This is a genomic window from Rhizobium sp. BK602, assembly GCF_014195095.1.
GTDB lineage: Bacteria > Pseudomonadota > Alphaproteobacteria > Rhizobiales > Rhizobiaceae > Rhizobium.
In genome coordinates this window covers 498,222-521,093 of sequence record NZ_JACIBC010000004.1, presented here as the reverse complement: position 1 = coordinate 521,093, position 22,872 = coordinate 498,222, and the positions used below count along the sequence as shown (strand labels likewise).

Genomic DNA, 22,872 nt, shown 5'->3' with positions numbered 1-22,872 from the left:
CAGCGTAAGTCATGCATAAGGAGTTCTCATGCTAAACAGGCTTCCTTCCCCCATTTCGGTGCTGCTGGATACCCGCGTCGACGGGCATTCGCTCCCGGCTGGCCTCTACACGCGCGAAGACGTTTTCGAAGCGGATCTGGAGGTATTCTTCCACAAGCATTGGATCTGCGTCGGCCTGGATTGCGATGTCCCCGAGCCGGGCGACGCCACGGTCATCGAGATCGGCAAGGCGAGCCTGATCCTTCTGCGCGACGACGACGGCGAAATCCGGGTCCTGCACAATGTCTGCCGCCATCGCGGTTCCCGTCTGCTGGACCCAGGCAAGACGATCGTATCGAAACTGGTCTGTCCCTATCACACTTGGACCTACGAACTGACGGGCGAGCTCAGCTACGCGCCGCACATGGGCAAGGATTTCGACAAGGACTGTCGCGGCCTGAAACCCGTCACCTTCAAGTCGATCGGCGGGCTCATCTACATCTGTCTTTCGGACAATCCACCCGAAGACATCGCCCTGCTCGAGCAGACCATGACCGAACGCCTCGCCCCCTACGACATCCGCAATGCCAAGGTCGCCTACCAGACCGATGTCATCGAGGACGGCAACTGGAAGCTGACGATGGAGAACAATCGCGAGTGCTACCATTGCTCGGCGAACCATCCGGAACTCTGCGTCTCCTTCGTCGATCTCGACTTCGGCTTCGATCCGGAAACCCTGAGCCCCGAGGACCGCGAGCAGGCCGAGGAACATTTCAGGCTCTATGAGGAACGCACCAAGGCCTGGGAGGCCGACGGCTATCCCTCGGCTGCCGTCGAACAGCTCGCCGACTGCGCCACGAATTTCCGCACACAGCGCCTGATCATCGCCGGAGCCGGCGAATCCCAGACGCATGACGCCACCGCCGCATCCGCCAAGCTGCTGGGACACATGACCCGCAAGGACCTCGGCGACACGCATCTGTGGGGTCATAACAGCTGGAACCATTTCATGGGCGATCACGCCGTCGTGGCCACCGTCATCCCGCTGTCGGCGGGCAAGACGCTGGTCAGGACCAAATGGCTCGTCCACAAGGATGCCGTCGAAGGCAAGGACTACGATCTCGACAAGCTCACCGATGTCTGGATCGCCACGACCGACCAGGACGCCGACCTTGTCGCGCGGTCCCATGCCGGCGCTCTCGATCCGGCCTATCTGCCCGGTCCTTACTCCCGGTTCTCGGAAACCAATCTGGACAAGTTCGCCAACTGGTACATCGATCGGATGCGCGTTCATGGATATTAGAAACCCGCAGGCGGCAGCCGGGTATGCCGGCCCCGACGATATCTGGAATCCGGAAGAGGACGACGCGCTTCTATGCCTGGACGTCCACCAGGAAACCCATGACGTCAAGACCTTCACCTTCGCATCCCGCGACGGCAAACGGTTCGCCTTCAAGGCAGGACAGTATTTTCTGTTCGACCTCGAACAGAATGGCGAGCCTGAAAGCCGCTGCTACAGCATCTCGTCGTCTCCGCATCGGACGAATGCGTTCTCGGTGACGGTGAAACGCGTCCCCGGCGGCAAGATCTCCAACTGGCTGCACGACACCCTGGTTGCGGGAGCGGCGATCCGGGCGAACGGCCCGCTTGGCCATTTCGTCCGGCCGACGGGGCCGGGACGCAAATTTCTGCTGCTGTCCGGCGGCTCCGGCATCACGCCGGTCATGTCGATGGTGCGTGAGATCGCCGACAGCTGCGAACCCGCTGATGTCGTTTTCATGCATGCGGCCCGGACGCCACGGGATCTGATCTTTCGCGATGAGCTGACCTTAATCGCCGAGAAGCTGAAGGGTCTGCGGCTCCACTTCCTGCCCGAAAGCGTTGCGGGAGAACCATCCTGGCCCGGTCTCACCGGGCGCATCTCGGCCGAGTATATGCGGCTTGCCGTTCCCGATATCGCCGAGCGGATCGTGATGTGCTGCGGCCCCGCCCGCTTCATGGCCGCGGCGCGGAAGATAGTCGCCGAGCTCGGCGTGTCCGAGGCGAACTATAGGGAGGAAAGTTTCGATGCCGCGGTCATCGACGAGCCGGACCTCCCGATCGTCGAAGAAGCCGCCGCGAAGCTATTTCAGGTCGAGTTTTCGAAACAATCCCGCAAGATCGAGGTTTCCGGCGAACAGACCGTGCTTTCATGCGCCAAGAAGGCGGGGGTGCGGCTTCCGTCATCCTGCGCCAATGGCGTTTGCGGAACCTGCAAATCGAAACTCGTCTCCGGAGCGGTGGACATGAACCACAATGGCGGCATTCGCCAGAGGGAGATCGATGCCGGCTTCTTTCTTCCATGCTGTTCGAAACCGCTCAGCGATCTCGTCATCGAGCGGTGATCATCATCGGAAAGGGGGAGCCAAGATCCGTCGCATGACGGGGCGGCCTTCCCCACCCTTCTCGTCCGACCCCTACCTCGCGCTTACCTTATTTCCGCGCGGTTGGAGCGGACGCTGGACGGCGTGCGGCCGTATAGCCGCTTGAAGGATCGGGTAAACTGCGAGGCACTGTGGAACCCGACGTCCAGGGCAATCTCGATGAGCGGCGATCGCGATTGCGCCAGAAGAACGCTGGCGCGCTCCAGGCGCACCTTGGCATAGACCTTGGCGGGAGAGGTGCCCGTCTCTCTCAGAAAAAGCCTCTCGAGCTGGCGCCGCGACAAACCGACCGAAGCCGCCAGCTTCGGTATCGACATGCCGCCGTCGATATGCTGCTCCATCATGATCATCACGGCCCTGACTCGCGAATCCTCATATTCTTCATAGAGCGGGCGCCGCGGCTGAATATGGGCCGGAGAGCGGGCCTTCTCGATCTGCAGCACTTCCAGCGCGTTGCGTTCCGCCTCGGGGCTGATGCAGCGCCGCACCAGGGCCGCGGCCATGTCGGCGGCGCTGCTGCCGCCGGCACAGGAGCCGCGCTGCCGATCCAGGTTGAAGATGCGGTCATAGCGAACCGCCAGTCCGGGAAAGCGCTCCTGAAACGCGCGCGCATGCAGCCAGCTGACGCAGGTCTCGTGACGCGTCATCAGTCCGGCCTCGGCGAGAATGAACGAGCCGGTGCAAAGGCCGATCAACGGCACCCGCTTCGTTCCGGCCAGCTTCAGGAAATCGATCGTCTGCTGGTCGACCGGCCGCTCTATGGTAAGCAGTCCGCCCACGACGACGATGTAGTCGAACCGTGTCGGGTCCACGAAGTCCGAGGTAGGGGCGACCTGAACGCCACAGCTCGATGTGATCAGATGCCGGGTACTGCCAAGAACCTGCCAGTCGGCCAGCACGCGGCCCGAACGGTCATGTTCGTCGCTTGCCAGCCGCAATGTATCCACGAACATCGCGAAAGCCGACAGCGTGAAGGACCGGGCAAGCACGAAACCGACCTTCAGACGTTTGGGCGACGCCGCTTCATCCTTCTGCCGATACTGCTGCGATCGCATCACATTGCCTCCTTCGTCCGCCCGGTCACGGGAGACAGATGTTCATTTGATCTGAAATCCATGCGCGAGCGGGTCACGATCATCAACAAAAATCGTATTGTGTCCGATCACACGCGCCCAGCCGCCGACGCTCGGAAGGATACCTCGATAGGGCCCGACGCCGGCTTCGGCTTCAACACGGCCTTCGAAGATCGTTCCGATCAGACTTTCATGACGGTATTTCGACCCGACGGCAAGCCTGCCTTTCCCGTGGAGCTGCGCCATGCGCGCGGATGTCCCGGTACCGCCCGGAGAGCGGTCGATGGCCTTGTCGCCATAAAAGACCGCGCATCGGCCGTCCGACACATCATTGGCCGGGTGGTCGCACCAGATCGCATGGTGAACGCCGCGAATACGCGGATCCTCGGGGTGAACGGGATCGCAAAGTTCCGCAAGCGCGGTTCTGAGCCTCCGGCTGTGACCGACGATGTCGGCCGCCGACATGCCGTCGAGGCCGCTCCAATTGTCCTGCGGCTCGATGACGGCGTAATAGTTGCCGCCATAGGAGATATCGACGCGCAAGCGTCCCATGCCCGGCACGTCGACCTCGACATCCGCTTCGTGCAGATAGCTCGGCACATTGTAGAGCCGGACCGTTTCGACATGGCCCGCCTTTTCCTCATAGGTTACGTCGACCCGGCCCGCGGGCGTCTCGATCGACACCCTGCCCGGCTGGCGCGGTGTCACCAGTCCCTCCTCGATCGCGGCGGTCACGACACCGATGGTGCCGGCGCCGCACATCGGCAGGCAGCCGCTCACCTCGATGAAGAGAACCGCAAAGTCGCAATCGTCCCGATAGGCCGGGTAAATCAGCGCCCCCGACATGATATCGTGGCCCCTCGGCTCGAACATCAGCGCCTTGCGCACCCAGTCGTGGTCGCGGACGAATAGCTCGCGGCGCTCGCCTATCGGCAGGTGCGGCAGAAGCGGACCGCCGCCGGCGACGAGGCGCACGGGGTTTCCGCAGGTATGCGCATCGATGCAGAAGAAGCTGTTTCTCATCCGATCGTCTCCGTCATCCCGCCTTTGTAAGGGTGTTGCGGTCGAAGACGCCGCGCGACAATCGGTCGAGCAGAAGCGCGACGGCGACGATCGCCAGGCCCGCCCGCAGGCCGAGCCCCATCTCCATACGTGTCAGGCCGCGGGTCACCTCCGCCCCGAGGCCGCCCGCCCCAACGAGACCGGCCAGGACCACCATCGCCAGGGAGAGGAGGATGCACTGGTTGAGCCCGACGAGAAGCGTCTTCTTCGCAAGGGGTATCTCGATCTTCCAGAGCACGGAGCGGGGATGGGCGCCGATGGCGCTTCCCAGTTCCGTAAATTCCCGCGGCACCTGGTTGAACGCCAGCGTCGTCAAACGCAGCATCGGCGGCACGCCGTAGACGATGGTCGCGATGATCGCCGGCACCCGTCCCAGGCTGAAGATCATCACCGCCGGAATGAGATAGACCCATGGCGGCACGGTCTGCATGATATCGAGAAGCGGACGAACCACCGCCTCCAGGGTCTTGTAGCGCGAACACAGAACGCCGACCGGAAAGGCGATGGCAACGGAAATCAGGACGGCGACCGTCACCAGCGCGACGGTCTGCATCGACGCGGTCCATAGCCCGACAAGCAGGCAGAAGCCGAGACAAAACCCGGCAAGGATGGCGGCGCGCAGGCTCACCACCAGATAGGCCAGCACGACCACGATGGCGATCAGCGCATAGGCCGGCACCGACAGAAGCGCCGCCTCTATCCCCGAAAGGATCGCCTCGACGACATAGCTGATCGCGGCGAACAGCGGATGCAGGTTGGTGTTGAGCCAATCGACCGCCGGGGCGAGAAAGGCGCCCGGCGAAAACTGCAGGATCGACGTATTCATGACTTCCTCCCCGTGCCGAAGCGGGCAGCGCTCTGGGTTATCCGGTCAAGCACCATGGTGAGCACCACGATGGCGATCGCCCCGTTGATCGAGGTCGCGATGTCGAGCGTGCGGATCGCGCCGTAGATGGTTTGCCCCAGCCCGCCAGATCCGACGATGCCGGCGATGACGACCATGCCGAATGCCATCATCAGGCTCTGGTTGATGCCCGCCATGATGCTGGGAAGCGCAAATGGAAGCCGGATCTTGAAGAACATCTGGGCCGAGGTGATGCCACTTGCCTCGCCCAGCTCGATGAACTCCTTGGGCGTCATCCGGATACCGAGGGATGTCAGGCGGATCGCCGGCGGCACGGCAACGATCACGGTCGCGATCAGCGCGGTGGCGGGTCCATAGCCGAGCAGCGCGATCGCCGGCAGAAGGTAGATATAGGGCGGCAGCGTCTGGACCAGATCCAGGCCGGGCTCCATGAATCGGTCGAGCGAGCGCGAGAAACCGGCAGCAATTCCGATCGGGATGCCGATCACCAGCGCGAGCGCGGTCGCCGTCAGCACCAGCGCCAGGGTGCTCATGGTCTCCGGCCAGAGGCCCATGGAAAAACAGAGCGCAAGAGCAGCACCGCTCAACAGGGCGAACCAGCCATTGACCAGCCGCCAGCCGACAAACGCCACAATGAGCGCGACCACGTAGAAGGGCGAAAACTCCAGAAGCCACAGGATCGCGCCGTAGAGCCCCTCGAGAACCGATCGCACATGGTCGAAAAGGGCTTCGCCATTATCGCTCACCCAACCAAGCGCGGTGTCCGTCCATTCGTCAAAAATATCGGTGAAGCCTGAACTGTCCATGTCGTAAGCTCCAATCTAGGGGTTACGCCGCCGCGGGATCGGCTGCGGAGGTTCCCTTGACGCCCATGAGAAGGCTGCGCGGCGTCACGACGCCGACGACCTGATCATCGTCGACGACGGCGATGGCGTCGCGCTCCGACTGCATCGTCAGGGTGATGAGTTCGTCGATGTCGGCATCCGGCGTGGTGCATACCAGCGAGGAAATATCCGAATTGGGCTCGCTCTGCTGGAATTCGGTAACGCTGCGCATCACCGAATGCGCCTTGATCAGATGGAGCCGGGATATGCCGGCGACGAATTCGGCCACATAGGCGTCGGCGGGGTTGAGAATGATCTCCTCGGCGGTGCCGGTCTGGATGATCACGCCGTCCTTCATGATGGCGATGCGGTCGCCGATCCGGATCGCCTCGTCGAGATCGTGGGTGATGAACACCGCGGACTTGCCGAGAGACTTGGTGAGCTGCCTGAACTCATCCTGCAGCTGACGGCGGATCAGGGGGTCGAGAGCGCTGAACGGCTCGTCCATGAGGATGATTTCAGGATCGGCGGCGAGCGCGCGGGCAAGGCCGACGCGCTGCTGCATGCCGCCGGAAAGCTCGGTGGGATAGCGGTTCGCCCAATCGGCGAGACCGACTTTCTCGAGCGCCGCGCTCGCGGTCCTGTTCCGCTCCGGTTTTGAAATCCCCTGCACTTCGAGACCGAAGGCCGCATTTTCCAATACTGTCCTGTGCGGCAGCAGGGCGACGCTCTGAAAGACCATTCCGATGTTGCGCGCGCGCATCTGCCTGAGCTCGACGGGCAACAGGGCGGCCATGTCGCGTCCCTTGACGAGGACCTTTCCGGAGGTGGGCGTGATCAGCTTGTTCAGCAGGCGGATGAGCGTCGACTTTCCGCTCCCCGACAGGCCCATGATACAGAAGATCTCGCCCCGGCGAACCTGCAGGCTCGCCTCGGAGACGCCGACGACACAGTTGAATTCCTTCAGGACCTCCTTCTTGCCCAGTCCACGCTCCCTGATCGACTTCATCGCCGCGGCAGACTTGTCTCCGAAAACCTTCCAGAGGGACTGGCAGTCAATCAGGACTTCATTGGTATCGATATTTTCGGTTTTCATAGCGATCCCCTTTGAGCCAATTGGAACTGGCTTCTCTCATTGGGCTTGAGGGTGGCCGCCCGAGAGTTTCGGACGGCCACGGCACGATTAGTTCTTCTTGATGTTTTCCCAGCGCTTGATCAGGTCGGCATGCGCGCCGGTCCAATCCTGGACCGCCTGATCCATGGTCTTGCCGTCCTTGACCTCACCATTGATGGCGGTGATATCGGCGACCGGCACGTAGACGCTGGCCATCACTTCGCGGGCATGCGGGTTCTCCTGCGAGAAGCCCTTGTGGCCGACCCAGTAGTAACCCTGCGGTGGCGGGAAGACGCCCTTGGGATCCTTGAGGTACTTCACCTCGTATTTCTGGACCATCCACGACGGCTCCCAGATGGTTACCGCGATCCATTCCTTACGATCATAGGCCGACTTCAGCGCCGCGGTCATGGCGGCCGTGCTGCCCTCGACGAGCTGGAGCTTGAGACCGTAGTCCTTCACCGCATTCGAGGCGTCGCGCATCAGGCCGGAGCCCGGCTCGATGCCGATGATCTTGCCGCCGAACTTGTCGGCATTTTCGTTGAGCTGTTCGAGCGAGTCGATCGGGACGTATTTCGGAACGGCGACACCCTGGTAGAGGCCGTGCGAAACGGGCGAAATCTTCTCGAGGCGGTTCTTGTTCTTGTCCCAATAGTCCTGGGCGACATAATCCGTCTGAGAGGCGAGAACCTGAATGTCACCCTTGGCGAGAGCGGCATAGGCGATGCCCCATTCGGAGAATTCGGTCACCTTGACGGTATAACCGGCATCCTCAAGGACCTTCTTGGTAATTCCGGTGATGGGCGTCAGGTCCTCCCACGACAAGGTGCCCATGTTGATCGTCTTTTCTTCGGCGCGAGCGGGCAGCATGCTGATCCCGATCATCGCAGCGGCGCAAAGCGCCTTCCACAGAACCTTCATTGTTGTTACTCCTAGTTTTCGTTCCCATTCTCGTTGAAGTCCTGCGGACGGCGCAGGCCTCGTATTGCGCGGCGGGGGATTATCCCTCGCGGCCTGCACGCAATTCCTGAAAGCGGATGACCGAATTGATGCCCAGCCACGCAACGGGCTCGGGAGGCAGTCTGGTCGGTTCCGGTTGATTCCTGTATTGATCGAGCTCGCGGCTATGGGCTCCCGCCGCCAGATCGGCCGCCATCATGCCCGCAAGCGTGCTCTTGACCGTGCCGAGACCGTTCTCGCAGCAGGCGGAAAAAAGCCCTTCCTCCACTTCGCCGAAGGCCGGCACATGGTTCCTGCTGAGGCACAGCGCGCCGGCCCAGCTATAGTCCATAGGCAGGCTCTCCAGTCCGGGGAAGCGGGCGTTGAACGAGCGGCGCTGCTCGGCGGCGACGCCGGCGACGCGCCTTTCCGACACCTTCAGAGCCGGGTCGTATGTAAACCGCGTCCTGATGACGATCCTCGAACGGCCATTGGCGGTGATCTTGCGCACGGTCGCCCCCATCGGGTCCGCCGGCAACAGCGCCCACCGGTCGGCGCCGGTGACATCGCCGCCGAATTCGTTCTGGGAGAAGGCGGCGGTCATCGACGCATAGGTGAAGATATGCATCAGCCGTCCGCTGAAATGGCCGAAGCTCTCGATATGACCGTTCACGCCGAGAATGACCTTGGGCGCGCAAACGGAACCGCGGTTCGATCTCGCCTTCCAAACATTGCCTTCGCGCGAAAGCTCGAGCACCGGCGAATGTTCGTAGATGGCGACCTTCGAGCGGAGCCCGCGCGCAAGGCCGCGAATATAATCGGCCGGCTGGATCATCACCGCGCCCGGCGTATAAAGCCCGCCACGATAATAATGCGAACCCGTCATCTCCCGCATCTGATCGGCATCGAGGACGCGGTGCTCTTCGCCGATCTTCTCGAGCGATTTGCGGTAATTGTCGTTGAGACCGAGCCCCCGCTCGGAGGCTGCGGCATTCACCTTGCCCGACGGATCGAATGTCTCCCTCGACAGTCCGTATTCGGCAGCGACATCCGCCGCAAAGGTGATCGCCAGACGGTTCTGCCGGATCTCATCCTTCGTCGCCTGCTCGTCGGCGACCGAGTATTCGCCCGCCGACAAATTGTGCGGCACATCGATCATGAAGCCGGAATTCCTCCCGGCCGGCCCCTTGGCGAGTTCGCGCGCCTCCAGGACGACGATCTTATCCTTTGGCCGCAGTTGCGAGAGGCGCCGCGCCGCCGACAGGCCGGCAAAACCGGCGCCAATAACCAGCCAGTCGGCCGTGATATCGTGATCAAGCGCCGTGGCGGGAAAGGCGCGCTCGCTGATCGCCTCCCATCCCGAAACGCCGGTATCGATCGGCAGGCGCTTGATCACATGCCGGCTCATCGGATGGTCTCGTCCACCGAGCGTTCCGAGACGTCGATCCAGATCGTCTTGAGTTCGCAATAATTGTCATGGGCGAAGACCGACTTGTCGCGTCCCCCGAAACCGGACTCCTTGTAGCCGCCGAACGGCGTGGAGGCGTCGCCTTCGCCGAAGCAGTTGACGGTGACGAGACCCGCGCGGATTTCGCGCGAGAGCTTGATCGCCTTGCGCAGGCTGCCGGTATAGACGGATGCCGTCAGGCCATAATTGGTGTCGTTGGCGAGAGCGAGAGCCTCTGACAGCGTCTCGAAGGTCGTCACCGACAGGATCGGCCCGAAAATCTCCTCCTTGAAGAGGCGGCTTGCCGGCGTGACGCCATCGACCACCGTGGGCTCGATGAAAGCGCCATCATAGGTCTGCCCGCCGTGGGCAACCGTCAGCTTCTCGGTCTTCACATCGTCGAGGAAGGATTTCACCTTCTCGAAGTGGCTCTTGCTGACGAGCGCGCCGATGCGGTTCTCGGGATCGAGGGGATTGCCCGTTTTCCATTCGCGCATATAGGCGCCGATACGCTTGAGCAGCTCATCCTTGACGCTGGCGTGAACGATCAGGCGGGAACTGGCCGAGCAGTTCTCCCCCATGTTCCAGAAGGCACCGTTGACCACCTGCTCGGCAACCAGATCGAGGTCTTCTGCGTCGTCGAGCACCACCGCCGGATTCTTGCCGCCGCATTCGAGCACGACCTTCTTGAGGTTGGAGTCGGCGGCATAGCGCAGGAACCGGCGCCCGGTCGGGGTCGACCCCGTGAATGCGACCATGTCGACATCCATATGCAGACCGAGCGGTTCGCCGACATCCCTGCCGCTACCCGTGACGACGTTGAAGACGCCGGCGGGGATGCCTGCCTCGTGGGCGAGTTCGGCCGCGCGCAAGGTGCTGAGCGTGGTTTCCTGCGCGGGCTTGACGATCACCGAGCAGCCCGCGGCAAGCGCCGGCGCGATCTTCCATGCCAGCATCAGCAGCGGGAAATTCCACGGCAGGACGCAGGCGACCACGCCGATCGGCTCGCGAACCACCATGGCCAGCGCATTGGGACCGACCGAATTGGTGTTGTCATAGAGCTTGTCGATCAGTTCCGCATGCCAGCGGATCGTGTGGATGGTGTCGGGAACATCGACCGTCTGGCATTCGCGGACCGGCTTGCCGCTGTCGATGCTCTCCAGGACAGCGAGTTCGTGGCGGTTACGCTCCAGGAGCTTCGCAAATTTCAGCAGCGCCGCCTTGCGATCGCCGGGCGTCTGCCGGCTCCAACGGCCATCGTCGAACGCTTCTCTAGCCTTGGCGACCGCAAAGTCCACGTCGCTCGCATCGCAGGCGGCGATCTCGGCCAGCGTCTCGCCCGTGGCCGGATTGGTCGTCTTGAACGTCTTGCCTGAGTTGGCCGGCCGGAAAGCACCATCAACGAAGGCATTCGTGGGCAGCTGGAGATCAGCGGCAATCGCCTTGTACTCGGCGGCGGTCAAGGGTTCATGCATGATTGGCTCCCGACGTGATCTGGCCGACCGTGCGCTTCAACGTGGCGACCACGGTCTCAAGTGTTCTTTTTTCGTCCGAGGTCAGGCCGCGCAGCGGCGCGCGGACCGACCCGGTTTTCAGCCCGATGATCTCGCAGCCGTGCTTGATCGACTGAACGAACTTTCCGCATTCCAGAAAATCCATGAGCGGCAGCATCGCGGTCATGATCGCGCGGCCCTTGTCGAAATTCTTTTCGAGAACGCAGGCCTCATAGAGAGCGACATGTTCGCGCGGCAGGAAGTTGGAGCCGGCGCAGACCCAGCTCCTGGCGCCCCAGGCGAAAAATTCGAGCGCCTGGTCGTCCCAGCCGCAGGAGAGCGAGATGTGCGGAAACTTGCGGGCCAGCAGGTGAAGATTGCCCATGTCGCCGGAGCTTTCCTTGATGGCGAGGACGTTCTTCGACTTGCCGACGCGGGAAAAATACTCCTCGCCCATCACCACGCCCATGCGGGCCGGATAGTTGTAGAGCATGATCGGCAGGTTGGCGGCCCGATCGACGGTCAGCGCGTGCACCGCATTCTCGCGCTCGGTCGGCAGCGCGTATGGCGGCGACGACACCAGGATCGCATCCGCGCCAATGTCCTTGGCGGCCTTGGCATATTCGACCGAGTCTTCGGTCCGCGTCGCGCCGGTGCCGATGATCAGCGGCAGCCGGGTGCCGATCACCTCCTTGGCATAGGCCGCAAGCTCGAAACGTTCCTGGCTGCTCTGGGCGTAATATTCCCCCGTCGACCCGCCGACGATGATGCCATGCACGCCGGCCTCGATCAGCGACTCCAGCACATCCGCGAAGCCTTTTCTGTCGATCTGCCCATCCGGGCTCAGCGGCGTCACCGCAGGCGTATAAATGCCTTCAAACTTCACGATGATTTCTCCAATGATTGCAGGGTCGGAGCACCGATCTGGGCGTCCGCCTTGAGACCTTGCGGCGCGATGAACATCTCCATGTTCTCCCGGGACAATTCCCAATGTTCGAAAACAAGATCGACAACGGCGTCTTCGTCATGAGCGGCGAGCGCCTCGATGAAGCTGTCGTGATGATCGGCGGCCAGCTGCAGTCGACGCCTCATGTCCTCGTTTCTCGGCCGGAAGAACGTGTGTCCGATGCGGGCGTGATCGATGAGCAGGCGCCCGAGGCTGGGCTGCAGATAGACGTTCGCCGACATCTCGCCGAAAATTTCGTGAAAACGGTTGTTTTCCAGCACCATCGCCAAGACATCCGAGTCTTCGCTGGCGCGGCGGAAGCGTTCCTGGGTCTGGCGGAGATCTACAAGCTGCGCGGGGCGGAAATTCTGCACCGCCAGACGGCCGATGGCCGCATAGATCATCGGCGCTACCAGAAAGAAGTGCCGCAGCGTCGAATGGTTCATCGGAATGACGCGCGCGCCGCGATTTTCGCGGATGTCGATGTAGCCCTCGCCCGCCAGGCGCCGAAAGATGTCCCGAACCGGCGTCCTCGAGAGGCCATAACGCTCGCTGAGGCTCGCCTCGTCTAGATCGGCATCGGGGTCCAGCTCCATCGTCAGGATTTGACGCTTCAGGTCTTCGTAGAGGTTGCTCTTAACGGTCTTCGCCATGGGGTAACTCCGGGCCGCTCGCTGCTTATGGCCCGGACTATCTCATGCCTCTCGGCGGCTGTCAATAAATTGTGTACTTTGTGTACACAATGAGTGTTTAGCTAAAATACAATAAACGAAGATGAGGGACGCGACGACGGAATCCCGACATGCGCGGGGCGTCCTTCGCGGAAGTGGATGATGGGAGAATATCGAGTGCTGGGATCGGCCGGCATCCCTGACCGGCGGGACAGGCGCAGCAAAAGCCATCGCCATTGCCGCCGTTGCATGGACAAGGATGCAGGCACCGACGATCGCCGGCGCCCGCATCGCGCTCTATGCCGGCTCCGGCTTCACGCTATAGCCAGCGCGGAGTAGCGGTTGTCCGTCGTTCAATCCAGACAGCCACCATCGCCATACCTGCCATGCCGGCAAATAGAAATCCGATGCCGCGATAGGTCGCCGCGAAGCCAAGCCATGTGATCCAGGGCTGGCTCGCCAGCGGCGATGTGAAATGTCCGAGGAACATCGATGCCGTCACGATACCGGCGATGCGGCCGCGTGACTGAGGCGGAGCGATCATGATCGTCGTCGACATGACGCTCGGTATCACGAAACCGAGGCCGCAGCCCATGACGGCGAGCGCGAACAGAATGGATGTCATTTCGTCGGATGGCGCCAGAAGCCAAAAGCCGATCGTCATCAGGGCCAGCCCCGCCGCCAGGATGCCGGAAACGCCGCATGCGGACCGCAACCGGCCGAAGTTCAGCGCCGCCAGCGCTCCGGCGAAATTAAAGATGCCGATCGCATAGCCCGCACTGCTGGCGGCGGCTATCCCAAGCTCGCGCAGGAAGAACGGCAATTGCGACGGCACAGTATAGAACAGGGCATTGACGAGAAAAGCCGTCAGCGCGAGCAGGGCCACCAGGCCCCATTTTACCGCAGGCTCGGCCTGGCCCGCATTCGCCATCCGGGATCTGCCCCTGACCGGCTCGATCAGAAACGCGGCGGCGGCCGGCAGGATCAGCAAGGCAACGAGATAGACGGCGAAGGGCGCGCGCCAATGAATATCCGCCAGCAGCCCGCCCGCCACCACAAAGGCGACGCCGCCGAACTGGGTGAAAGCCTGCTGCATGCCCAGATATTGCTCGCGTTGCGCGCCGTCAAAGTAATCGCCCACCAGCGTCGTGCCGATTGTCATGATACCGCCGATTGCCAGACCCAAAGCCGCCCGGCCGATCAGCAAGCCAGCGAGGCTATCCACGAAAAGGCCGGACATGCCCGAAACGCTGTAAAGGAAGATAGAAGCGATCAGGAGCGTCTTGCGGCCAAACCGATCCGCCAGCATGCCAGCCACCGGTGCGAACAACGCCACAAAAAGCGACGGCAACGTCAGCACCATCCGGCTCATGATCTCGACATTCGGCGTGGCAGCAAAGATCTGCCGGATCGCGGGAAGCGACGGCGCGACCGTCGTACCGGCCATGATCGTCAGCGTCGCGGTAAACAACAGGGTGATCTTGATCGCCAGGGTCCGGTCTCGCATCATGCGACCTTCCCGCTGGAAGCCGCCGGCCGCGCCTGCTTCTGCCCAAATACCCATCGGCCAGGTCGGCCGATCGTTACCTCCAAGGCGTTTGCAGTCGCCATCCAGGCCATGGGCCACCGCCATATATGACCCGAACAGGCCGTCCAGGCCCCGCCAAATGGAACTCGCACGGAAAGCATCTCGTCGCGCATGGAACCTCCTTCGATCGTGTTCCATAGCGTGATAATTCCTCAACCAAGGTTGAGGTCAATAGCCATGACGAGAGATGCCGGGCCTTGGATCCCGCACGGCTGACCGGTAGGCGCGCGAACCGAGGCTCGGCCTGATTTGATTGCGGGTTGCTCGGCATCGATGGCGATGGAGTTGCGAAAGGGTGGGCCCGGCACCTACCCATTTGGGCGTCTATACACGCTGCGATGGCGGTTGTATCGATAAAGCGTTCATTACCCAGTGGACCAAACTGCGCCAGGCGTCACCCCCAACAGGCGCCTGGCACCCTTCCTTCAAGGACGGGTTCCGCCCGCGCTGAGCGCCGGAAGTTTTCACTTCTTCCCCGTATTTTATCGGAGTTTCGACCTGATCGAGTGAATTGTCGTCAGCATTGGCCACTGGCCGGCGACTGCTCAGCCGTTGGCGCGAGCCGAAGCTTCGACCCGGCCCTGCCACAGGAAACGGATCGCGATCAGGGCGACACACAGGACCGAGATCAGGAAGATGGCGCCGGACATGGCGTAGATCACCGGCGATGCGCCGGAGTTCATCTTTCCGAACAATACTACCGGCAAGGTATTCTGCCGCCCCGCCAGATAGAAGGCCCGCGTGAATTCATTGAGCGACAGCAGAAACGAAAAGATGAAGGCGCTGACCAGGCCAGGCCGGATCAGCGGCAGGATGATGTCGACGAAGCGGCGCCACCAGTTGGCGCCGAGGTCGGCGGCGGCAACGAGATAGGAGCGCCGCACCGCCGCAAAACTCGTCAGGATGACGATGAAGGCAAACGGCATGGCCCATAGCAGGTGGCCGGCGATAACGGTCAGCATCGAGGCCTTGATGCCGCCGCGCGCGAAGACGGCCGACAGCGCCAGGCCCTGGATGACCCCCGGCACGAACATCGGCAGGATTACCGCCAGGAACCATACGGTCCGGCGCGTGCGCAATTCGAAATAGGCGAGCGCCGCCAGCAGCGACATCAGGGTCGCCACGACGGCCGTGACCATGGCGATGACCAGCGACTGCTCCAGGGCGCCGATCAGGGCATTCTCCTGGGGCAAGGATGCATACCATTTGAGGCTGAGCTCGGAGAGGCTCGGCAGGCCGGGCTGCAGTGCCGGATTGAACGAGATCGCCAGCAGATAGAGCGGCGGCGCATAGATCACCACCAGCCCGGCAATCGTCACCGTCCAGAGCAGAATGCGGTTGGCAAGCCCCTCGCGCAGCATCATGGCGACTGATCCTCGAACAACGAGGCGAGGCCGAAGACGCGGTTGCCGATCAGCACCAGGCCGAAGATCACGACCAGCACGATCGTCGAGATGGCGAAGGCCATCGGATAATTGGCGACGCGCATGACGTCGTTGATCATAACGGAGACGATCGAAGCTCCCGCCCCACCCAACATCTGGACCTCGGTGGACGAGCCCACCACCATGACGAAGACGAAGAGGAAGCCGGCAAAGATGCCCGATTTCGTCAGCGGTAGGAGAACGGTCATCAGACCCTTCCAGAAGCCGGCGCCGAGATCCTGCGCGGCGGCGAGGTAGGTCGGATCGACCCGCCGCATCGACAGCAGCAGCGGAAAAATCGCAAACGGCAGATAGGAAGCGACGAGCCCGACGATGACGGCGAAATTGCTGAACAGCAGCCAGTCGAGTGGCGCGTCGGTGATGCCGACGGCCTGCAGCCATTCGTTGATGATGCCGGTTCGCCCCAGTACCAGCCGCCAGGAAAAGGACCGGATCAGATAGGAGGTGAAGAACGGAATGGTGATCAGCGCCAGCAGGATGACGTTCAGCCGCCGTCCGGCCAGGAAATGAATGGCGTAGCTCGTGGGATAGGCGATCAGCAGACACAGGAGCGCCGTGCCGAATGCCTTGATCAAGGTAAAGACGATGACGGTCCAGCGTCCAGCCTCGAGGATGCCGGCATAGCCGGCAAGGCTCAGATCCGGCTTGATCCAGTAGGTCACCGGGTCCCAGCTCCAGAAGCTCCAGACGATGACCACGATCAAAGGCATCAGCCCGAACGCCAGGATCGCCAGAAGCGGCGGCGCCATCAGCATCGACGAGATCGGCAAACGGGCTCTGGTCATACGGGCCTTTCGGAAATGGACGGCAGCGGCGACCGGGAAAATCGCCGCTGCCCGTGCTCTTGGAACTCAGGCGTTGCGCAGCTTCTGCCACCACTCTTCATAGAGCTGGAAATTATCCGGGCGGGTGTTCTGCCAATAGACCTTGCCGCTGAACTTCGCCTTGACGTGCTCCGCCAGCTTCTCGACCTCTTCGGGCTTGTATTCACCCGGATGAGCCTTGGCATAGGCGACGTTGTTGTCGGTCGGCACCAGATAGCCGCGGGACTGGCCAAGCTCGCAACCATAGAAACCGCCGAGCAGGCCGTTGACGAACTTGTGCGCGGCATCGGTGACGCCGCGGTCGCCGGCGCCCTTCAGCAGCACCGTATTGTTGCCCCAGCCCTCGTAGCCTTCGACGGGGGCGGCATATTCGACCTGCAGGCCACGCTTGCGGCCTTCATAGACGATCGGCTCCCAGCCGGTCATGGCGTCGACTTCCTGATCCGCCACCAGCTGGACACCCTGCTCCCAGCCGTTCCAGAAGGTGCGGAACTGGCCGTCCTTCTTGTGCTTGATCAGGAATTCCATCACCAGGCCGAGTTCGGATTCGGTGAGGTTGCCCGGCTCCTTGATCGGCTTGTTTTCGGATTCCTTGAGGTAGATGGCGGTGAAGATGGCACTGTTGATCCAGGCATCTTCCATGGCGACCCGGCCCTTGAGCTTGGGATCGAAGATCACGCCGTAGCTGTCGACCTTGCCGAGCTTGTCCGGCCGGTAGATGATCGAGTCGGCATTGACGACAGTCGGGATGCTGTATTGCTTGCCGTCATGCTTGAGGTAGGGAATATCCTTCGCCCATTGCCAGACGCTTTCGTAATTCGGGATCTTCGACACATCCCAGGGAATGATGACGCCCTGGCGCGCCAGCTCCTTCTCGGCGCCGCCCTGGAAACCGCCGACATCGAAGAGGTCATTGGCGTTGCCGGCCGCCAGACGGGCGATCACGGGGCCGATGTCGTTGCCGTTGTCGGTAAATTCCGGCGCAATACCGTTCTCGGCGGCAAAGGTCTTCCATTTGTCGCCGATATCCAGGGTCGCCGTCGCCCAGAAGGCGACCGTCGCAGCGTCCTGCGCGGCAAGATGAGGAGCCCAGCCAAGGCTGCCGGCGGACAGGGCGGCGCCCCCTACCCCCATCAGCCTGAGAAAATCGCGTCGCTGCATATTGCTGTTCCGCGCCGACGAAAACATTCCACCATGCTTTGTCATTGTCACTCCTCTTCGTGGTTGGGTTGAATCATTCTCATTCCACAAAGCAGTCATTTAGCTTGCAGGCAATAGCCCCGTGCTCGAAATCAGAACGGCGGCGTCCTGTTTCAATCCGACCCGAACGGATTTCCCCGGCTCGAGCGGGCCAAGGCCCGCATCCTCCTCGATTGCCATCGTCAGGGTCTGGCCGTCCCAGAAGGCGAGTTTGAGATCATGGTAAAGGCCGCGGAAGGTGGTTTCAACCACGGTCAGTATCAGCGCCCCCGGCGTATCCGGAGCCGCGACAAACAGCCTGTCGGGCCGGATGGCGACGACGGACTGCGACGGATCTGTCGGGCCGGCAACGCGCACCGGCACGCTCTGTCCGGCAACGACCGCATAGGTCTGCCCGTCCGAAGTCGCGATCTTTTCCGGCCGCACCAGTGTATCGATGCCGATGAAGCGCGCAACGAAGGCATTTGCCGGCGTCTCGAAGAAACGGCCGGGCGCATCCACCTGCTCGATGCGGCCCTTGTGCATCACCGCCATGCGATCCGAAAGGCTGAGCGCCTCGTCCTGATTGTGCGTGACGAGGACGAAGGTCGCGCCGGTCCGCTTGTGCAGCCGTCCGAACTCGTCGCGCATCTGCTGCCGCAGGCGCTCGTCGAGGCCGGTCAACGGCTCGTCGAGAAGCAGGATGCCGGGCTCCATGACCAGTGCCCGCGCAAGCGCGACGCGCTGACGCTGGCCGCCGGACAAGAGATTGACGTCACGCGGACCGAAGCCGGAAAGCTCGACGAGATCGAGAGCATCGTTGACCTTGGCGGCAAGCTGGCGTCCCGACAGCCCGCGCAATCTCAGGCCATAGCCGACATTCTGCTCGACCGTCATATGCGGAAAAAGCGCGAGACTCTGAAACACGGTATTGACCGGGCGTTTGTTGGCCGGCAGATCCGTCACATCCTTGCCGTCGAAAGAAATACGGCCGGCGGTCTGCCGGTCGAAGCCGCCGATCAGCTTCAGCAGCGAACTCTTCCCGCAGCCCGACGAGCCCAGCAGGGTAAAGAATTCGCCGGCGGCGATATCGAGCGTTACGTCGTCAAGGGCCTTGACCGGCCCGTATTCCCTGCTGACCCCGTCGATCTGAATGGATATCGCCACTAGCCTGCCCCGACACCGCCCTCGCGAATGATCAGAAGGCCATTGTCGGTGACAGTCAATTGCTGGTTCTCCTGAACGAGCGTTGTCGCCGTTGCCTCCTCGATGATCATCGGGCCAGGGATCGACTGACCGGGCGCCAGCAGAGCACGCTGGTAGACCGGGCAGGAAACCCAGCCCAAGGCAGCACCAAAATAGACATTACGCCGACCTGTCAACGCGGCATCGAGGCCACCTCCGTTTTTAGGCAGGAAGGGCAGCGCGATCACCGTACCGTTCAGAACCGCTTCGAGATGCAAAGTGGTGATTTCGATGGCGGCATGCGGCAGGCGGAACGAATAGGCCCGCTCATGCGCGGCATGAAAACGCTCGGCGAATACCTGGCGATCGTCGCCGCGGTGGAACTGGGCGAATACCCCATGTTCCTGCCCGCGATAGCGCGCCTCGACCTGATAGGTGAAGCGGATATCGGCGTCCCGGCCCTTGCCGAAATAAGCGATCGCCTCTTCCTCGAGCTTGTTGAAGCGAGCCCGCAGCGCCTTGACCGCGTCCGCCGTCAGCGCCGAGAACCAGGTGCCGCGAAAATCCGCGCGCGGTTCGGCGGCAAGCATCCCCCAGGCGGAGAAGATGCCGGGATGCAGCGGAATGACCGTCGCCTTGACGTTCAGATCCCGGCCGAGCCGGGTGGCGAGCGCGGGACCTGCCCCGCCGCTGACGACGAAGGCCACATCGCGCGGATCATGCCCGCGCTGCACCGTTACCAGTTTCAGCGCGTTGATCGTGCTTGCATGGGCGATATCGATAATGGCGATCGCGGCATCCTCGATGCTGAGGCCAAGCGGCTCGGCAACGATGGCGATCGCATCGGCGGCCTTCTGCTTGTCGAGATGCATGCTGCCGTCGGCGAAGTTGGCGGGATCGAAGACGCCGATCGTGAGAATGGCATCCGTCAGCGTCGGCTTCGTGCCGCCCCGGCCATAGCAGGCCGGACCAGGTGCCGAACCGGCGCTTTCCGGACCGACATGCAGGGCGCCGCGCTCATCGAGCCAGGCAATCGAGCCGCCACCGGAGCCGATTTCGACGATATCGACCACCGGCACCTGAACCGGATGGCCGGGCTCGATGCGGGTATGCTCGAGCTTGTATTCGACATTCAGCGTCGGGCGCCCGCCATGGATCAGGGAGCACTTGGCGGTGGTGCCGCCGACATCGAGCGACAGGACCTCGCTTTCGCCGAGGGCATTGCCGATGCGCGCCGCACCGGCCACGCCGCCCGCTGGCCCGGATTCGACGAGAGTGAGCGGACTGCCGATCGCCTGTTCGAAGGTGGCGATGCCGCCATTCGACTGCATGGCGTAATAGGGGCATGTCAGGTCGCGCTGCGTCAGCGACGCTTCCAGCCGCTCGAAATAGCGGCGGATGATCGGCTGGACATAGGCGTTGAGCACGACGGTGTTCGAACGCTCATATTCACGCCATTGACGCGAGACCTCGTAGCTGGCGCAGATGGTCACATCCGGCAGCGCCGCGGCCAGCGCATTGGCGCAGAGGATCTCATGCTGGGGATTGGTATAGCTGTGCAGGAACAGGATCGCGACGGCTTCGATCTTCTCGATCTTGCACTGGGCGATGATCGGCCGGAGATCGCTCAACTCCAGGGGCGTGATGACCTTGCCCGAGGCGTCGAGGCGTTCGCGTACCTCGAAGCGCAGATGCCGGGGAACGAAGGGCGCCGGACTGCGGAAACGCAGATTGTAGAGATCGGGGCGATTGCCGCGGCCGATCTCCAGCACATCGCGAAACCCCGCCGTCGTCACCAGCGCGGTGCGCACGCCCTTACGCTCGGTGATCGCATTGATCACCGTGGTCCCGCCATGGGCAAAGAAGGTCACGTCGCGGGTGCGAAGCCCATCCTTGGCTTCCGCCAGGGAGATCGTGTCGAGCACGCCGACGGACTGGTCCTGTGTCGTCGTCAGGCTCTTGGCGGTGAACAGTTCGCCGCTGCGCTCATCATATCCAACGAGGTCGGTGAAGGTGCCGCCGACATCGGTTGCCAGTCTGATCATACGGCGATCCTCTCGCGGTAGCCGTAGAGGCGCCGCGCCTGCGCTTCGGTCAGGAAACCGTTGCGCAGGTCCTGCTCGATCAGATGCGGTTCGCGCTGGCGCGCATCGCCCCAGCCGCCGCCGCCGCCGGTGACGACGCGCAGGATATCGCCGGCGCTGAGATCGATATGCGAGATACGGCCGTAGGTCTGCACCTCGCCGCTATGGGCGGGCACGATCTGCAGCGCGTTCACCGTTCCCGGACCGCCGCCGTCCATGCCCCAGGGCCGGGTGCGCGTGCGGCCGAAACTGCCATAGGCGGAGGCACCGTCGCTGAGGATCTCGTATTCGCGGACGATGCCGAAGCCGCCGCGCCGGCGGCCGGCGCCCGTACCGGCCTCGACATTGTAGCCGTAGCGCTTGACCCGCAGGGGGAAGCGCGCCTCGATGGCTTCGACAGAATAATTGTAGGTGTCCCCATCGGTCAGCGCGATCAGCGCGCCGGCACCGTCGGCCTCCTCGCTGGCCCCCCAGCCACCGTGCTGCGGCTCGATGTGAATGAAGGGCTGGCCATTGCAGTCCTTGCCGGAAATATAGACGACACAGAGGCTGGAATAGGAACCGGCGGAAAAGCGCGACGGCACCAGCGGCGCCAGCGCTTTCCAGACGAGTTCGGAGGCGTGCACCGATCCTTCATAATACCAGCCGGTCGGCGAGGGTTTTTCCGCCGTAAAGATGGTGCCGGGCGGCGCAATCACCGTCAACGGGCGGAACCAGCCCTCATTGGACGGCTCCTGCGGTCCGACCAGGGCCTTGACGATGGTCCTGACCGCGGACTGCAGCGCACCGCGCGCGCAATTGATGGGTCCGGCCACGGCGGGGGGGCAGCCGGTGAAATCCGCGGTGATCTGGTCGCCGTCGATGGTCACGGCGACCTGCACCGGGATCGGCGCATCGGTGATGCCGTCACCGTCGATGATGTCGCTCGCTTCATAACGGCCATCCGGAAGGGCTGATATCGCCGCGCGGCTGCGCATCTCGCTGGCCGTCAGCAGGTTGGTGAACGCCGCCCTGACGACCTCGGAAGTGTATTTTGCCGCAAGCTCCTCGATGCGTCGCGCCGCGACGCGAACCGTCGCCACCTGGGCATTGAGATCGCCGAGCGCGATTTCCGGCAGGCGCACATTCTCGCTGATGATATTCAGTATCTCGTTGGAGAAGACGTCGGAGCGCGCGATCTTGACTCCCGGCAGGCGAATGCCCTCCTGGAAGACCGAGGTGGCATTCGGCGCCAGGCTTCCCGGCACCGAACCGCCGACATCGAGATAATGGGCGACATTGATGGCATAGGCGAGGATCTCGCCGTCGACGAAGAGCGGTTTGACGATGGCGAAGTCGCAGGCATGCGTGCCGCCGGCATAGGGGTCGTTGGACAGCAGGACGTCGCCATCGGCGAGATTGCCGGCCGACTTCTCGATCAGTGCCTTCACCTGCACGCCAAACGTGCCGGTGAACAGCGTGATGCCGTTCATCTGCGCCACGAGCTCACCCTCGGAGGTCAGCAGCCCGCAGGCGAAATCGAGAACTTCATAGATCACCGGGCTCATGCTGGTGCGCGCCATGACGATGCCCATCTCGTCGACGATCGCCGTCAGCTTGCCCTCGATGATCTCCTGCGTCACAGGATCGACCGGAATTGCGTCAGCCGTCATCATCAGTCACCCTCGTTACTCGCTCATGAGGGAAGACTAGGCGCGATCCTCGCGTGCAGGTAGCCCGCCAGAAGGGTGG

The 22,872-nt window shown here is 62.6% G+C and carries 19 protein-coding genes; 2 read left to right on the top strand and 17 right to left on the bottom strand.

Annotated elements, in window-relative coordinates; genetic code table 11:
* Positions 1-28 precede the first annotated feature (28 nt).
* Together FHX11_RS16030 and FHX11_RS16025 are read left to right on the top strand one after the other, a co-directional pair.
* The gene (locus FHX11_RS16030) at positions 29-1,282 is read left to right on the top strand and encodes an aromatic ring-hydroxylating dioxygenase subunit alpha (protein WP_184358624.1); all 1,254 of its coding nucleotides are present in this window, start codon (positions 29-31) and stop codon (positions 1,280-1,282) included.
* Complete coding sequence (locus FHX11_RS16025; RefSeq protein WP_184358623.1) at positions 1,272-2,363, top strand: FAD-binding oxidoreductase; 1,092 nt, start codon at positions 1,272-1,274, stop codon at positions 2,361-2,363. Before FHX11_RS16030 ends, FHX11_RS16025 begins: the two co-directional genes overlap by 11 nt.
* Before the next feature lie 83 nt (positions 2,364-2,446).
* Here the strand turns inward: FHX11_RS16025 and FHX11_RS16020 are convergent, their stop codons facing one another.
* The 17 genes from FHX11_RS16020 to FHX11_RS15940 form a co-directional block, all read right to left on the bottom strand.
* Complete coding sequence (locus tag FHX11_RS16020) at positions 2,447-3,457, bottom strand: GlxA family transcriptional regulator (RefSeq protein ID WP_184358622.1); 1,011 nt, start codon at positions 3,455-3,457, stop codon at positions 2,447-2,449.
* Positions 3,458-3,499: 42 nt separating this feature from the next.
* Positions 3,500-4,498, bottom strand: a complete 999-nt coding sequence (locus tag FHX11_RS16015) for a 4-hydroxyproline epimerase (RefSeq protein ID WP_184358621.1) — start codon at positions 4,496-4,498, stop codon at positions 3,500-3,502.
* Positions 4,499-4,511: 13 nt separating this feature from the next.
* A complete protein-coding gene (locus FHX11_RS16010; RefSeq protein WP_184358620.1) occupies positions 4,512-5,363 on the bottom strand; it encodes an ABC transporter permease subunit in 852 nt (283 codons plus the stop codon).
* Complete coding sequence (locus tag FHX11_RS16005; RefSeq protein WP_184358619.1) at positions 5,360-6,208, bottom strand: ABC transporter permease subunit; 849 nt, start codon at positions 6,206-6,208, stop codon at positions 5,360-5,362. The genes FHX11_RS16010 and FHX11_RS16005 overlap by 4 nt, the downstream gene beginning before the upstream one ends.
* A 22-nt stretch (positions 6,209-6,230) precedes the next feature.
* Complete coding sequence (locus FHX11_RS16000) at positions 6,231-7,322, bottom strand: glycine betaine/L-proline ABC transporter ATP-binding protein (RefSeq protein WP_184358618.1); 1,092 nt, start codon at positions 7,320-7,322, stop codon at positions 6,231-6,233.
* Between the two features lie 87 nt (positions 7,323-7,409).
* Positions 7,410-8,261 (bottom strand): glycine betaine ABC transporter substrate-binding protein, encoded by an 852-nt coding sequence (locus FHX11_RS15995; protein ID WP_184358617.1) that lies wholly within the window; start codon positions 8,259-8,261, stop codon positions 7,410-7,412.
* A gap of 79 nt (positions 8,262-8,340) precedes the next feature.
* Positions 8,341-9,687, bottom strand: a complete 1,347-nt coding sequence (locus FHX11_RS15990; RefSeq protein ID WP_184358616.1) for an FAD-binding oxidoreductase — start codon at positions 9,685-9,687, stop codon at positions 8,341-8,343.
* Positions 9,684-11,201: an aldehyde dehydrogenase gene (locus tag FHX11_RS15985; protein ID WP_184358615.1), complete on the bottom strand. Its 1,518-nt coding sequence runs from the start codon at positions 11,199-11,201 to the stop codon at positions 9,684-9,686. The genes FHX11_RS15990 and FHX11_RS15985 overlap by 4 nt, the downstream gene beginning before the upstream one ends.
* The gene (locus FHX11_RS15980) at positions 11,194-12,105 is read right to left on the bottom strand and encodes a dihydrodipicolinate synthase family protein (RefSeq protein WP_184358614.1); all 912 of its coding nucleotides are present in this window, start codon (positions 12,103-12,105) and stop codon (positions 11,194-11,196) included. The genes FHX11_RS15985 and FHX11_RS15980 overlap by 8 nt, the downstream gene beginning before the upstream one ends.
* A complete protein-coding gene (locus tag FHX11_RS15975) occupies positions 12,102-12,818 on the bottom strand; it encodes a GntR family transcriptional regulator (protein ID WP_184358613.1) in 717 nt (238 codons plus the stop codon). The genes FHX11_RS15980 and FHX11_RS15975 overlap by 4 nt, the downstream gene beginning before the upstream one ends.
* A gap of 337 nt (positions 12,819-13,155) precedes the next feature.
* Positions 13,156-14,346 carry an MFS transporter gene (locus FHX11_RS15970; protein ID WP_246781025.1) on the bottom strand — a complete coding sequence of 397 codons (1,191 nt, stop codon included), beginning with the start codon at positions 14,344-14,346 and terminating at the stop codon, positions 13,156-13,158.
* Between the two features lie 623 nt (positions 14,347-14,969).
* Complete coding sequence (locus tag FHX11_RS15965) at positions 14,970-15,788, bottom strand: ABC transporter permease (protein ID WP_184358612.1); 819 nt, start codon at positions 15,786-15,788, stop codon at positions 14,970-14,972.
* Positions 15,785-16,654 (bottom strand): ABC transporter permease, encoded by an 870-nt coding sequence (locus FHX11_RS15960; protein WP_184358611.1) that lies wholly within the window; start codon positions 16,652-16,654, stop codon positions 15,785-15,787. Before FHX11_RS15960 ends, FHX11_RS15965 begins: the two co-directional genes overlap by 4 nt.
* A 66-nt stretch (positions 16,655-16,720) precedes the next feature.
* A complete protein-coding gene (locus FHX11_RS15955; protein WP_184358610.1) occupies positions 16,721-17,899 on the bottom strand; it encodes a substrate-binding domain-containing protein in 1,179 nt (392 codons plus the stop codon).
* A gap of 54 nt (positions 17,900-17,953) precedes the next feature.
* A complete protein-coding gene (locus FHX11_RS30130; protein WP_184358609.1) occupies positions 17,954-19,039 on the bottom strand; it encodes an ABC transporter ATP-binding protein in 1,086 nt (361 codons plus the stop codon).
* Positions 19,039-21,102: a hydantoinase/oxoprolinase family protein gene (locus tag FHX11_RS15945; RefSeq protein ID WP_184358608.1), complete on the bottom strand. Its 2,064-nt coding sequence runs from the start codon at positions 21,100-21,102 to the stop codon at positions 19,039-19,041. The genes FHX11_RS30130 and FHX11_RS15945 overlap by 1 nt, the downstream gene beginning before the upstream one ends.
* Positions 21,099-22,793 carry a hydantoinase B/oxoprolinase family protein gene (locus FHX11_RS15940; protein ID WP_184358772.1) on the bottom strand — a complete coding sequence of 565 codons (1,695 nt, stop codon included), beginning with the start codon at positions 22,791-22,793 and terminating at the stop codon, positions 21,099-21,101. The genes FHX11_RS15945 and FHX11_RS15940 overlap by 4 nt, the downstream gene beginning before the upstream one ends.
* Between the last annotated feature and the right edge of the window lie 79 nt (positions 22,794-22,872).

What these genes read in the sequence shown, in the direction of transcription:
- FHX11_RS16030 (WP_184358624.1), top strand. Translation starts at nt 29, where the DNA reads ATGCTAAACAGGCTTCCTTCCCCCATTTCGGTGCTGCTGGATACCCGC.
- FHX11_RS16025 (WP_184358623.1), top strand. Translation starts at nt 1,272, where the DNA reads ATGGATATTAGAAACCCGCAGGCGGCAGCCGGGTATGCCGGCCCCGAC.
- FHX11_RS16020 (WP_184358622.1), bottom strand. Translation starts at nt 3,457, where the DNA reads ATGCGATCGCAGCAGTATCGGCAGAAGGATGAAGCGGCGTCGCCCAAA.
- FHX11_RS16015 (WP_184358621.1), bottom strand. Translation starts at nt 4,498, where the DNA reads ATGAGAAACAGCTTCTTCTGCATCGATGCGCATACCTGCGGAAACCCC.
- FHX11_RS16010 (WP_184358620.1), bottom strand. Translation starts at nt 5,363, where the DNA reads ATGAATACGTCGATCCTGCAGTTTTCGCCGGGCGCCTTTCTCGCCCCG.
- FHX11_RS16005 (WP_184358619.1), bottom strand. Translation starts at nt 6,208, where the DNA reads ATGGACAGTTCAGGCTTCACCGATATTTTTGACGAATGGACGGACACC.
- FHX11_RS16000 (WP_184358618.1), bottom strand. Translation starts at nt 7,322, where the DNA reads ATGAAAACCGAAAATATCGATACCAATGAAGTCCTGATTGACTGCCAG.
- FHX11_RS15995 (WP_184358617.1), bottom strand. Translation starts at nt 8,261, where the DNA reads ATGAAGGTTCTGTGGAAGGCGCTTTGCGCCGCTGCGATGATCGGGATC.
- FHX11_RS15990 (WP_184358616.1), bottom strand. Translation starts at nt 9,687, where the DNA reads ATGAGCCGGCATGTGATCAAGCGCCTGCCGATCGATACCGGCGTTTCG.
- FHX11_RS15985 (WP_184358615.1), bottom strand. Translation starts at nt 11,201, where the DNA reads ATGCATGAACCCTTGACCGCCGCCGAGTACAAGGCGATTGCCGCTGAT.
- FHX11_RS15975 (WP_184358613.1), bottom strand. Translation starts at nt 12,818, where the DNA reads ATGGCGAAGACCGTTAAGAGCAACCTCTACGAAGACCTGAAGCGTCAA.
- FHX11_RS15970 (WP_246781025.1), bottom strand. Translation starts at nt 14,346, where the DNA reads ATGATGCGAGACCGGACCCTGGCGATCAAGATCACCCTGTTGTTTACC.
- FHX11_RS15965 (WP_184358612.1), bottom strand. Translation starts at nt 15,788, where the DNA reads ATGATGCTGCGCGAGGGGCTTGCCAACCGCATTCTGCTCTGGACGGTG.
- FHX11_RS15960 (WP_184358611.1), bottom strand. Translation starts at nt 16,654, where the DNA reads ATGACCAGAGCCCGTTTGCCGATCTCGTCGATGCTGATGGCGCCGCCG.
- FHX11_RS15955 (WP_184358610.1), bottom strand. Translation starts at nt 17,899, where the DNA reads ATGACAAAGCATGGTGGAATGTTTTCGTCGGCGCGGAACAGCAATATG.
- FHX11_RS15945 (WP_184358608.1), bottom strand. Translation starts at nt 21,102, where the DNA reads ATGATCAGACTGGCAACCGATGTCGGCGGCACCTTCACCGACCTCGTT.
- FHX11_RS15940 (WP_184358772.1), bottom strand. Translation starts at nt 22,793, where the DNA reads ATGACGGCTGACGCAATTCCGGTCGATCCTGTGACGCAGGAGATCATC.